At 62.2% G+C, this 12,542-nt stretch carries 8 protein-coding genes; 3 read left to right on the forward strand and 5 right to left on the reverse strand.

Going from position 1 to position 12,542, the window contains the following annotated elements; translation table 11 throughout:
* Positions 1 to 319: 319 nt before the first annotated feature.
* From ABFD92_19410 to ABFD92_19420, 3 genes are read right to left on the reverse strand one after another with little or no spacing between them, the layout of a single operon-like run.
* A complete protein-coding gene (locus tag ABFD92_19410) occupies positions 320 to 829 on the reverse strand; it encodes a hypothetical protein (protein MEN6506708.1) in 510 nt (169 codons plus the stop codon).
* Positions 826 to 1,362 carry a hypothetical protein gene (locus tag ABFD92_19415; GenBank protein ID MEN6506709.1) on the reverse strand — a complete coding sequence of 179 codons (537 nt, stop codon included), beginning with the start codon at positions 1,360 to 1,362 and terminating at the stop codon, positions 826 to 828. Before ABFD92_19415 ends, ABFD92_19410 begins: the two co-directional genes overlap by 4 nt.
* Before the next feature lie 36 nt (positions 1,363 to 1,398).
* Entirely contained in the window at positions 1,399 to 2,790 is a 1,392-nt protein-coding gene (locus ABFD92_19420; GenBank protein MEN6506710.1) for a phosphomannomutase/phosphoglucomutase, read from the reverse strand.
* A gap of 164 nt (positions 2,791 to 2,954) precedes the next feature.
* Between ABFD92_19420 and ABFD92_19425 the strand changes: the two genes are divergently transcribed.
* Positions 2,955 to 4,724 (forward strand): TolC family protein, encoded by a 1,770-nt coding sequence (locus ABFD92_19425; GenBank protein MEN6506711.1) that lies wholly within the window; start codon positions 2,955 to 2,957, stop codon positions 4,722 to 4,724.
* 487 nt (positions 4,725 to 5,211) lie between these two features.
* Here the strand turns inward: ABFD92_19425 and ABFD92_19430 are convergent, their stop codons facing one another.
* On the reverse strand, positions 5,212 to 5,559 hold the full coding sequence (locus ABFD92_19430; GenBank protein MEN6506712.1) for an STAS domain-containing protein: 348 nt from the start codon (positions 5,557 to 5,559) through the stop codon (positions 5,212 to 5,214).
* 183 nt (positions 5,560 to 5,742) lie between these two features.
* Positions 5,743 to 6,933, reverse strand: coding sequence for a ribonuclease D (locus ABFD92_19435; protein MEN6506713.1), 1,191 nt, complete (start codon positions 6,931 to 6,933; stop codon positions 5,743 to 5,745).
* Positions 6,934 to 7,472: 539 nt separating this feature from the next.
* Here ABFD92_19435 and ABFD92_19440 point away from each other — a divergent pair.
* Both ABFD92_19440 and ABFD92_19445 read left to right on the forward strand, forming a co-directional pair.
* Positions 7,473 to 9,377: a PAS domain S-box protein gene (locus tag ABFD92_19440; protein ID MEN6506714.1), complete on the forward strand. Its 1,905-nt coding sequence runs from the start codon at positions 7,473 to 7,475 to the stop codon at positions 9,375 to 9,377.
* 1,437 nt (positions 9,378 to 10,814) lie between these two features.
* Positions 10,815 to 12,179, forward strand: coding sequence for a hypothetical protein (locus tag ABFD92_19445; protein ID MEN6506715.1), 1,365 nt, complete (start codon positions 10,815 to 10,817; stop codon positions 12,177 to 12,179).
* Positions 12,180 to 12,542 lie beyond the last annotated feature (363 nt).

The following is a 12,542-nucleotide window of genomic DNA, read 5'->3' on the forward strand; positions in this document are numbered from 1 at the left end:
CATCGCCCACGTGTGCGCGTCGCAAGGAACCATTGCAGACCTCCTTGTCTGTCGTGGCTATGATGCCGCGCTATGAATATCATCGGCATAGGCTATGCAAAGTGTTGAGATGTGGGTAAAGGTGAGGGCGTAAGCCCCCGGAACAGCCCTCCCCCCGATATCCAGCCCCGAAGGGGCGGCAGGTTTCGCCGCCCGCAGCGCCCAAAAACCTTCCGCCTCTGCGAGGCGGGAAGATAAAAAAAGACGTTCTCCGGAGGCTTACGCCTCCGGCTAAATCCTGGAGCCTCTTCGAGGCTCACTCAGTTCCCGATTTTGACGCTCACCGCCGCATGGCCCGGAGATCCTCCTTGATCTTGCGGCGGTTGAACCAGATCAGCAGGAAGATGGGATAGGCTATTGCTCCGGCAAGATTGCCGATCGCCACTGCCGCCACAAATCGCAAGTCTGCAGGGCTCGACGGGCCCAGGCAAAGGAAGAAGGGCGAGTCGGCGGCAATGTCAATGCCGCCAACGGCCAGATATACCGCTGCGACGACCAAGTGCATCGGGCCAGCAATCGCAAGGCGCTTGAGCAGGCAGATGGCGCCTATCAGGAGCATCAGATGCAGAAAGAGCCGAATCGCCCCGGCGGTGATCTGCCAATCCGGGTTAACTCTTGTCATGTACTGGAGGGGAAAGAAGGGTTTACCGGTAGCGGCGCTGAGCAGGAGAGTCAGACCCAGCATCGCCCAGATGATTGAGAGAACGCCGACGACAGCCGGCCACGTCGGGCGCGGCGGGGGAGAGGGACATTCCAGTTGCGGAGGAGAGCTCTGGGGCTGTCTGCTCATGTCATGGCTTCCACGTCTTCTTTGATCTTGCGGCGGTTGAACCAGATGATCAGGAAGACCGGATAGGCGATGCCCAGCGGCATGGATGCAAAGCCGATGATTGTTCCGATGCGCAGCGGCGCGGGCATCGCCGCGAAGTCCAGGGCAGCGATCTGGCCGGCCGCGCTGACGGCGGTAATCGCAATCTCCAGAATCGCGTACGCCAGGTGGAGCACTCGAGCCACAGGCCGCCGCTTGAGCAGGCTGATCCCGCCGATCAGCAGCCCTACGGCCAGGACCAGGCTCGCCACGGCGATTATCGTCAGGAAAGCCCCGTACCAGTCCGCGGCATAGTCATAAATGCTCGGACCCCGGTCAAGCCCCGCCGTGAAGCGTTCTGCCAACGATCCGCCGATCCCGCCCAGCACGCCCAGCGACGCCAGGATCGTCGAAATAATGCCGACCACCGTCGGCCACACCGCTCTGCCTTCCGGCAACGGCGCGGGGTATTGCTGGTAGATCGGCGGAGGCAGGCTGGGAACCTGGTCTGTCACAGTCGCTGTCTCCTTCCGCGGCGTCCGCGCGGCGGCCTATTCCTTGATGGGCTTGCCGAGCATGCTCTCGACTTCGGCGAGCTTCTGCTTCATCAGCTCGGGCGTCTTGGCCTCGAGGTTCAGGCGCAGCAGGGGCTCGGTGTTTGACGGCCGCACGTTGCACCACCAGTCGTCGTACTGGATGGTCACGCCGTCGAGGGCGTCGATCTCGGCGTCTTTGTAGCGGGCGGTGACTTCTTCCATCTTGCCCGCTTTGTCTTCGACGCGGAAGTTGATCTCGCCGCTGTGGCTGTAGCGCTGGACGGGGGCTACGACCTGGCTGAAGGGCTTGTTCTGAGCGGCCAGCATGCTCACGACGGTGGCGAAGGCGATCACGCCGCTGTCGCAGTTCCAGTTGTCGCGGAAGTAGTAGTGCCCGCTGAGTTCTCCGCCGAAGACCGCGTGCGTGTCGGCCAGGGCTTTCTTCATGAAGGCGTGGCCGACGCGTTCGCGGCGGGGCACGCCGCCGGCGGTGCGGATTTCTTCGGCGACGGCGCGGCTGGAGCGCAGGTCGAACACGACGGTCGAGCCGGCGTGGTCGCGCAGGAAGTGGCGGCCGACCAGGGCGGTCACCAGGTCGCTGCGGACGGTCTGGCCCTTTTCGTCGATGAACATGCATCGGTCGGCGTCGCCGTCCATGCAGATGCCCAGGTCGGCCTTGTTGGCCAGGACCGCCTTCTTGACCTGGGCGAGGTTGCTCTCGATGAGCGGGTTGGGTTCGTGCGCGAAGCCCTTGCCGATCGTCCAGTTCAGCGGCACCAGCTCGATGTCGCTGTCGGAGAAGATTCGCGGGATGCACTTGCCGCCCATCGAGTTGGAGGCGTCGACGACGACCTTCAGCCGCCGCGGCGTGCGCAGGAACCGCAGCACGTGCTTGCGGTAGTCGCCCCACAGGTCCACGCACTGGGCGGAACTGGCCACCGACGCCCCGCCGGGCATGCGCGTCAGCATCGAGACCATGTGCTTGATCTCGTCGAGCCCCGATTCCTTGCCCACGGGCTTGGCCTTGGCGGCCGAAATTTTGAACCCGTTGTACTCGGGCGGGTTGTGCGAGGCCGTGATCATCACCCCGCCGCAGGCGCCGAGGTGGTTGATCGCGAAGTACACCATCGGCGTGTCGCACATGCCGATGTCGATGCAGTCGATCCCGCTGGCGGTCACGCCGTTGATCAGGGCCGTCATCAGCGACTCGCTGCTGGGGCGCATGTCGTAGCCGACGATCAGGCGGTTGGAACTGCTCATGCCGCGGTCGTACCCCGAGAGCTTGCTGCGCATGTACTGGGCGGTGGCGTGACCGATCCGCCAGGCCAGGTCTTCGGTGACCTCCTTGCCGTAAATCCCGCGAACATCGTATGCCTTGAACACCTTGTCCAGAATCTCAGCGGCCATCGGGACCGTCCTTTCCAATGCCCCAGACGAAATCACGTGGATTATTATGTTTGACGCTGAAAAATCAAATACTTATCTATTATATGTAACCAGTGGGAGGCCGCACGCACAGTAATACAATTACCCCATGGACGGTGCGGGCTTTTGCCGATAAGGAAGAGGTTATGATGAATCGCTTAAGATTAGGGATGATCTCGCTGGCGGCGATGCTGGCGGCGGTGCAGGTCGGTTGCGTCTCTCCCGGTGAAGTCGACCAGGACGTCATCACCCGCTATCAGCAGGCCATGCTCGCCCGGGCGCCCCTGGCACGCGAGGCCGACCAGGGCGTCAAGTCGCTCCAACCGGCAGGGAACACCGGACCGGCCGCCCCCGTCGTCAAAGACGCCGCCGGAAACGCCGCCGTCGCCGTCACGCTCGATCACGTGATCAAGTGGGCCCTGGCCAACAATCCCGACATCGCCGTCGTCAGCTTCGACCCGGCGATCTCCTACGAGCAGATGGTCGCCGCCGCGGCGGAGTTCGACTACGTGCTGTTTGCCAATGCCAGCCACGTTTACACCGACCAGTTCTCGGCGGCCGGACGCAGCAGCGCGGCCATCCCGCGCCCTTCGAAGTACGACGACGTCAGCGTGGGCGTTAGACAGAAAACCGTCACCGGCGCCGAGTGGTCCGCCACCTTCGACGCCCCGCGCACCTACAACGATTCCTTCGCCCCCGGTTTCCACGAGAGCTGGCAGCCGTCGCTGAACCTGACCGTCACCCAGCCGCTGCTGCGAAACGGCTGGCCTACGTTCAACCTCGCCCAGCTCCGCATCGCCCGCGTCAATGAGCGTTTCACCATCGAGCAGTTCCGCCAGACCGTCGAGCAGTCGGTCACCGACGCGGTGGCGGCCTACTGGCAGCTCTACCAGGCCCAGCGCAACGTCGTCATCCAGGAAAGCCTGCTGCGGATGACCGAGGCGACGCTGGAGAAAGTCAAAGCCCGGATGGCCGTCGATGCCACGATCATCCAGCTCTCGCAGATCCAGTCGGCGCTGGAGAGCCGCCGCTCGCTGCTGATCCAGGGGCGCAAGAATTTCGCCGATGCGCAGCAAGCCCTGGCCAGACTGGTCGGGCATCGTCAGGTCAACGTCCTGAACTACAACATCGTTCCCGCCACGTTGCCCGTTACCGCCAAGGTCGAGATCAACACCACCGATCAACTCCTGACCGCCTTGCGCCACAATCCGCAACTGGAACAGGCCCGCCTGTCGCTGGCGGTGGCCGACATCAATGTCGACATCGCCAAGAACCAGGCCCTGCCGCTGCTGAACTTCACGGCAGGCACGTTCATCCAGGGCCAGGGCGGCAGCTTCGGTTCGGGCTGGAGCGACCTGTGGAGCTCGGACATGATCGGCTACAACATCGGTCTGGAGTTTGAGTATCCCATCGGCAACCGCGCCCGCGAGGCGGACCTGCGCCGCCGCCGCCTGGAGCGGTTGAAGTCCATCGCGACGATCCAGGCCAACGCCGACACCATCGCCGTCAACGTCGGCGAACGCATCCGACAGATCAACAACTCCTACGAGCAGGTGAAGGTCCAGGAGCAGGCCCTCCAGTACGCCCGCACCCTGCTGCAGGCGCTGGAAGACAGCGAGATCAAAGGCCGCCTGACCCCCGAGTACCTCAACGTCAAGCTCAACGCCCAGGCCGATGTCGCCCGGGCCGAACTGCTGGTCATCGAGGCGCAAGTCAACTACAACACCGCCCTGATCCAACTGGCCCAGCAGACCGGTACCGTCCTGGAGTTCAATGGCGTGAAGCTGGCCCTGCCCACCATCCCGGGCGGACTGCCCCCCGTCAGGAGCGACGAAGCCACCTGCCCGCAGCGCCTGATCGGCCAACCGGCCATCGCTCCGCCCCAGAAGACCCGCATCCCCCTTGACAGTCGCTGACAGAAGCAGTAATCGGTAGCCCGTAGCCGGTAGCCGGCGGGGGGAACTGGGTGCCGTGGCGTGCAGGGCCGAAGGCCCGGAGAGCCACGATCCTCGAACTGCGCAGTAAGGTCAGATCTGTCAGGGTAGTGGCTAATCCGAAAACTGCATGAACCGCAGAGATCGCAGAGCACGCGGAGAAGCAAATGACTTAAAACAAGACCATCTAAGTCGCTGTCGGCGTTAATTTGAAAAAACAGACTGTCCATGTGGCCCGCTTCCGTAGTCTTCTGTAAATCTTTTCGTTCAAAACACCTCTGCGGCCTCTGCGGTCTCCGCGGTGAAATATCTGGGCTAACCGAAGTGTGGCGTTTGGGATCATGGCTGTCGGTCTTCGCCCTCCCGCCACGGCACCGGTTCGGTTTGAAAGGCGAGCCGTTTCCGGCTGTCGGTTGCGATACTTAAGGGACACGCACAACGGAGCTATGCGTGGCACCCAGGCTGGCGGCTACTGGTCCGTTCCCACGTTGCCCAGTTGGATGATCGCCAATGCCGTGGAAATGTCGTTGGCCACTTCGTAGATCTTGTCCAGCCCCGTCACCAGGAACACGCCCCAGACGTGCGTGTTGATCCCGCACAGGATCAGCCGCCGCTGCGAGCTCATCATCATCTTGCGAAGGCGCAGCAGCTTGGCGACGTTGGAACTGTTGATGAACCCCACGGCAGTGAAGTTGAGCACCACGTCATTGGGCGTGCCTTCCAGACCGTCCATCAGCGCAGAGAGATCCTCCGAAAACTGCGGATCGTCGTTCAGCTCGACAACAGTGATCTCGTCTGACCAGTTCTGGATGCCCATGCTCGTTGCCCTTTCCGGGGGTTATCTGGTAGTCTGGTATATAGTCGGCTTCCACGCAAGTCAACTCGTGAAAAAACAGATCCTCGGTCCCAGGTCCTCGATCCTGGAAAGCATACATGGCGCCGGCGCGGTATTGTTTTCCCCGAGGATCTAGGATCTAGGATCTAGGATCTGTTTCTCCCCCTATTCCAGCGTCAACCGTGTCTTGCCGCCGCGGCAGTTGACTCGCAGCACGCCCTGGCCGCAGAGGAACTCGCGAATGCATCGCCCGGCGAACTCCTCTCGCCAACCCGACGACAAGGCCATGTCCGGCGCGGCGGGCTGTTCCTGCAGCACGCAGCGCACCAGGTCGGCGTAGTCCTTGCGCGTTGCCAGCAGCGACGGGGCCATGTTGCCGCTCAGGCACAGCGACTGCCCCAACGCCGACGCCAGGTCGATGAGCATCTGGTCGACGCTGTCCTCGCTGACGTGTGTGCGGTCCGGCGGCGGGCTGTCGCTCTTCTGCGCCGCTCCGCCGCGCTCGATGGCCGCCATGATCCGCTCGCCGTGCCGCTCGGCCACCGGGCGCGGCAGACCCCGGACATTCCGCACGCCCGCAGCCGTCAGCGGGCGGCTGCGCGCCAGCGCCAGCAGCACCGGGTCGCGAAGGAACGTGCGAGGGGGCAGGTCTTCTTCGGCCGCGGCGCCTTCGCGCCACAACGCCAGCTCCTGCAAAACGGCCAGTTCTTTGCGATGCAGTTGCTTCCAGCCGTGTACCTTGCGGTAGAGCAGCTTGCTGTCGCGGACGTACTGGGCGGGGTGTTCCAGCTCGGCCATCTCCCGCTCCATCCAGGCGCACCGCCCGTACTTTTCCAGCCGCCGCTGCAGTTCGCCGGCGATGGACACCAGGTACCGCACGTCGTCGCGGGCGTAGTCGAGCTGCTGGGGCGTCAGCGGGCGGCGCGACCAGTCGCTGACGGTCTGGTCCTGCATGATCGCCTTGCCCGTCACCGCCTGCACCAGCCGCCCGTAGGAGATGGGGTAGTGCAGGCCGACCAGCCCGGCGGCCACCTGCACGTCGAAGATATTGGCCGGCGTCCGCTGCGACTGCAGGTAGCACAGTTCCAGGTCCTGCTCGGGGGCGTGGGCGATCTTGCGGATCGCCGGGTCGGCCACCAGCTCCCACAGCGGCGCCGTGTCGGTCTTGAGCGGGTCGATCAGCCAGACCGCCCGGTCCGTCGCGACCTGCACCAGGCAAAGCTGCGGCAGATAGCTGCGCTCGCGGATGAACTCGGTGTCGAAGCCAAAGGTCCCCGCGGCCGCCAGCGCGTCGCAGACCTCTCGCAGTGCATCCGGTTTGGCGATGATGTCAACAGTGGTATCAGAGGATTTCATCTCGCCTTCTGTTTTACCATACAGTCCGGTTCTTGTGGGGATTTTCTATCAGTTAGCGGCGGGGCTTGCCCCGCGCGTTCATGGCGACACGCGCAGCGGGGCCTGCCCGCAGGCAGGTCGCCATGGGCAACGGATGAGACAGCCGGCGCTTCCACTTCCTTGCACTTTGTTGTACTTTTCACAGCACTTCGCGGGAAGCACCCAGCCTTACGACCTATGACCTGTGCCCTGCGACCTCCACGGCAAAAGCGGTGCAGCCTATACCGCAATTCCACTTCCTTGCACTTTGTTGTACTTTTCACAGCGGTTTGCGGGGAAGGTAAGCAATTACTATTGCCTTATGGTCGTGCGATAGGGCAGCAGCGTCCCAGGGGCACCGGTGGACAGAATATATCTTTCTGGCTCTTGACGTTTCGCCGATCTTAACTTAAGGTGTCAAGTAATATTCCACTTGTACGTTTGGTGGCAGTTTTCATGTGCGGCAGAAAGTAGCGGAAATCAGTTCTTCAGCCAGGCACTGACTGTGCAGGAGCGACGCAATGGCGAATTTGAAGCGCGGTCCGATCCCAAAGGCCCTGTTCGATGCGCTGGCTGAGAAAATCAATGACCTTGTCTACTCAGCAGACTGCAAAGGACGCTTGATGTATGTCAGCCCCCAGGTGGCGCGGTACGGGATTACACCTGAGCAGAGCATAGGCAGGTCCCTTCTGGAGTTCGTGGATCCCCGAGATCAAGAGCGGGTGGCAGCAGATTTCGCCAGAACGATGTCAACCGGAGAGGAGTATCTTACCCAGTTCAGACTGGCAGGAAGGCGGGGACGTGACGTGTGGCTGGAGGACCTCGGCAAGCTTCGCCGCAACGCCCATGGGGACATTGTCGGCATCGACGGAATCCTGAGGGATATTACTGATCGCAAAGAGGCCGAGGCGGCGCGACAAGCCGCTCTGGACAGACTGGTGGAACTGGAGGCCATCATCGACAGAAGTCCGGCCATGGTCTTTCTCTGGCGAGTTGCTGACGGCTGGCCGGTGGAGTACGTCACAAAGAATGTGCAGCAGCTTGGGTATTCGGTAGACGACTTCTTCAGCGGGCGCGTGTCGTGGGGCCAGATTACCTGCTCTGACGATATCCCAAGACTTGAGCGCGAGGTGGCGGAGCACCTGCAGGCCGGCAGGGACGAGTTTTGCCAAAGCTATCGGCTGATGAACAAATCCGGGGAGATTCGCTGGATGGAAGATCGCAACCGGGTGGTCCGTGATGCAGCGGGGGCCATCACCCACATCCAGGGCATTGTGCTGGACGTCACTGATCGCAAGCGGGCCGAAGAGGCATCTTGTCGAAGCGAAGAGACTGCCCGTACGAAAACCGAGGTATTGGGCAAGCTGATGGACGTAGTTCCCGTCGGGATATTGGTCGCTCACGACCCGCAATGCCAAGTCATCACCGGCAACCACGCAGCAAACCACCTGTTTGAGGCTGATGAAGATGAGAATGTTTCCGCAGGGGCGAGTAACGACTCTCAGACCCGCCCCAGGCGATTCTTCCAGAACGGACGGGAACTGCGGGCCCAAGAACTTCCCATGCAGGTGGCCGCGGCCAGCGGGGTGGAAGTCCCAGGTGCAGAGACGGATGTGCTGTTGCCCAGCGGCAGAACCATATCGTTGCTGGGCAAGGCTGCCCCTCTGTTGGATGCCGCCGGTAAGGTGCGTGGCTCCATCGCCGCCTTCCTGGATATCACCGATCGCAAGCGATACCGGACTCGACTCAAATCATTGGCATTGGAGTTGACCTTGGCCGAACATCGGGAACGGGCCCGTATGGCAAAAGTCCTCCACGACGGCCTCCAGCAATTGCTGGTTGCGGCCAAACTGCGTCTGCCGGCTATAGAGCGCTCCAGTGATCCTGCTATATACAAAGCCGGATTAGAGATCCGGGGGCTGCTTGACGAGTCCATCAAGACGTCCCGTTCGCTGACGACTGAATTAAGCCCCCCGATATTGCTCAATCAAGGCCTGACTGCAGCGATGCAGTGGCTGGCCGGCTGGATGCACGAAACGCACGACCTCACAGTGAACCTGGACATCAAGATCGCGACAAGCCCAATAGGCGAAAACCTCTCAATTTTGCTCTTTCAATGCGTTCGCGAGTTGCTGTTCAACGTGGTCAAGCACGCCGGCGTCAAGGTGGCCGATGTGCAGGTGGCCCAGTCCGATGGCTCGATTCAGATCAGCATCGCGGACAAGGGATCGGGATTTGATCCCAAGGCTCCTCGCGCCAATAAGTCTGCTGGCGGTTTTGGTCTCTTCAATGTCGCTGAACGGCTCCAACTGCTGGGCGCCCGAATGGACATAGTCAGCGCCCCCGGCCAAGGCAGCCGCTTTACAATCACCGCCCCGGTGGCCTCTGGCGCAACTTCCGCAGCCGCGATCGTGTCCGACTGTTAGCGCTGCAGTTTCAAAAGGATCGCGGACGATTCGGCGGCGGAAGGCGCATGAGCGCTCGATCAGGGATGCGTCCCAAGGGGACGCTTGGGGTCTAGCCGGGGGCGCAGCCCCCGGAGCGGATTTGTTTTGCGGTCCCGCCGCAAAGCGGCGGGTGGGCTGTAGCGTCAGACAAGACCCGGCCGCCCCGTCGGGGCGGCTGTGTCGGGCGGAGCGAACCGGGGGCGGCGTCCTTCGACTCGCTCCTGCCTGCCGGCAGGCAAGGCGCTCGCTACGGACTTGCCCCCGGCTAGAGTCCATGCGTCCCTTCCGGGACGCAAGACATCGCTTCCCGGTATTCCCGCGAGAACCACATATTTTTCATTTTTCCAAAAGAAATCGGCCGCTCGTACGTCTAACAAGACAAGATGCCCTGACTAGGTCACCATCAGTACGTCGCTTGAGTTGGCCAAAGCCGGGCAACGAGACCGTGCGGGAGATCGGCACGAGCAGCCCCTTGCCCGGGCGCTGCATCGGAGCGAGAATACCGGCAGACCGCTGGGGCCGGTGGGGTTCGTCAAAAAGCTCGAGGCCGCCCTGGGCCAGCCCTTGCCCCGATCTCGGCGGCAGTCGCGAAAGGCCAAGAAGGCGAGATGAGGACGCAAAGATCCCTCTGGTTTCCCCGGATAGAGTGGGCGGGCGGCCTCATGTACTCAGTCTTGTGGTGTGCGTCAGGCTGCAGCCCATCCTTGGATGCCCACGCCCGGTTGACGGCAGTTCAGACGCCACAACAGGAGGCGGCCGAGTTTCAAAGGATTGCCTCCGGCCACGAGCTCTATCGGATTGAGTTTTTCGACAGTTCAGGAAACCGCCTCGGTGCTGACAGAGGAAAGCAGCACAGCAAGGTCAGTACCATGGTCATCAAATGGCCAAACGGTCTGGCAGTGCGTCACAGGGTTATTGATCATAGAAACATCAGGTTACTGTTGGTGGAGTGATTGTGCCGGCTGTACGGCTCAACGAGTTGTAGTGCCATAGGCGACGCTGGCCGGTCGGGCGGGTTTCGGAAGATACTCGGCAGCCTGCGCAGGAATCCTTGGATAACGGAAAGGGGTTTGATGCCGACAGCAAAGTCTGCTTTGGAGCCCGGCGGGCGATTGCAGGCCCCTGCCGGAGTTGACGCGGCTGGTTCCGAAAAACTGTGAAAGCGGCAGCTATGGCTGCCGCACTCCATACTGCGCCGCCGGGACGTTTCGAGGGGTTAGCCCTGATATTTCTCCGCGGAGATCGCAAAGACCGCAGAGATGTTTTGGAAAAGGCACGGCGATGTTTGCTAGTCTTGTTTTGAGCCACTTGCTTCTCTGCGTTCTCTGCGTTCTCTGCGGTTCATGCAGTTCTCGGGTTAGGAGTTCCATTGAAGATCCCCCAAGGATATTGTTGATCGCGGCGAAAGGAGATTCCATGAGCATTCAATGGACTATAGCGGCCGTCGTCGGGGCTTGGATGTTGGTGTGCCTTTCGATCACCCGCGCCTCGGGCCAATCGGGCGGCCACGCGAGTTCTCAGCCTGATCGCACGACTTGGCGGCAGAAGCAGTTCATGGTCACCTTCTGGTGCCCGCCGCCGGCGAGCGACGAGGCGCTGGCGCGCGTGGCGGCAGAAGGATACAACCTCACGTGGGTTCCGGTAGAAGGACTGGACGTGGCGGCGCGGCACAAGCTGCGGGCCATGCTGACCAGCGACCTGCTCAACGCGACCAGTCTCGACGACCCCGCCCGCCGGGCCGCGCTGGACGCCCTGATCGGCAAGGTCAAGAACCACCCAGCGATGGAGGCGTATTTCATCACCGACGAGCCGGGGGCCGGCGCCTTCCCGGGCCTGGGCAAGCTCGTGGCGTATCTGCGGCAGCGCGATCCGGCGCACCTGGCCTACATCAATCTTTTTCCCACGTACGCCAACGAGCAGCAACTGGGAGTCTCGGCGGACGCGGCTGAGCGGGCGAAGGTCGGCATCCCGCAGAACTTCGCCGGCGTCGGCACCAGCGACAAGACCGTGCTGCGCTACCGCGAGCACCTGCGCCAGTTCATCGCGACGGTGAAGCCGGACCTCATCAGCTACGACCACTACCACTTCATGAAAGACGGCTCCGACGGAAAGCAGTATTTTCTGAACCTGGCCCTGATCCGAGAGGCTTCCCTCGCGGCCGGCAAACCGTTCCTCAACATCATCCAGGCCGACACCATCGAGAAGTCCTGGCGGCTGCCCAACGCCGCCGAGACGCGATTCCTGGTGTTCACGACGATGGCCTACGGCGGGCGGGGCATCAGCTACTTCACCTACTGGGGACCGGAGTCGTACGGCGGGCTCTACCGTGACGGAAAGGCTTCGCCGATGGTAAAGGAAGTGGCCGCCATCAACGCCGAGATCAACCGTCTGGGACCGGCGTTGATGGAACTGGAGTCGACGGCCGTCTACCACACCGCTCCTGTGCCCTATGGCACACAGACCGCCCCGGCCGACGCGCCGGTTCAGGTCACCGGCGGCGGGGAGTTTGTGTTGGGCCTCTTCGGCAAGGCCAAGGCCGCAACGGAAACCAAGGCTCCCGTGGCGCTCAAGACGACGGCCTTCATGATCGTCAACCGCAATTACAAGCAGCCGGGCGAAGCTACATTGAAAGTGCGGCCCCCGGTTCGGGCCCTGCAGGAACTGGACCGCACGAGCGGCCGCTGGATTGCAGGCCCCGCCCTGGACCCCAACGGTCAGATAAAGGTCGATCTTGCCCCCGGAGATGGGCGGCTATTCCGCGTTGCAGAATCGGGAACGTGATGAGTGGCCGTAACCTCTCGATTCGTCGGCCTAGCGGGGCTGCATTGCCCCGCAGGGGCAAAGCGTTCTTAGCCCAGGGCCAAGCCCTAGGTTCAGGTTCGCTCGCATCGAGCCCCGGCGGGGCGGACGTAATTGTCAGCGATCGTCACGGCCGCCCCTCCGGGGCTCATTGAATCTTTACGCGTCATTCCCAGGGCTTGGGCTCGCTTCGCTCGCCCCGCGCCCTGGGCTAACCCAAAACTGCATGAACCGCAGAGACCGCAAAGTACGCAGAGAAGAAATTGGCTCAAAACAAGACCATCTCACGTCGTAAGCGGCGCTAATCTGAAAAAACAGACTGTCCATGAGGCCCACTCCGTAAAG

It is taken from the genome of Planctomycetaceae bacterium (genome assembly GCA_039680605.1).
Taxonomy (GTDB): Bacteria; Planctomycetota; Phycisphaerae; order SM23-33; family SM23-33; genus JAJFUU01.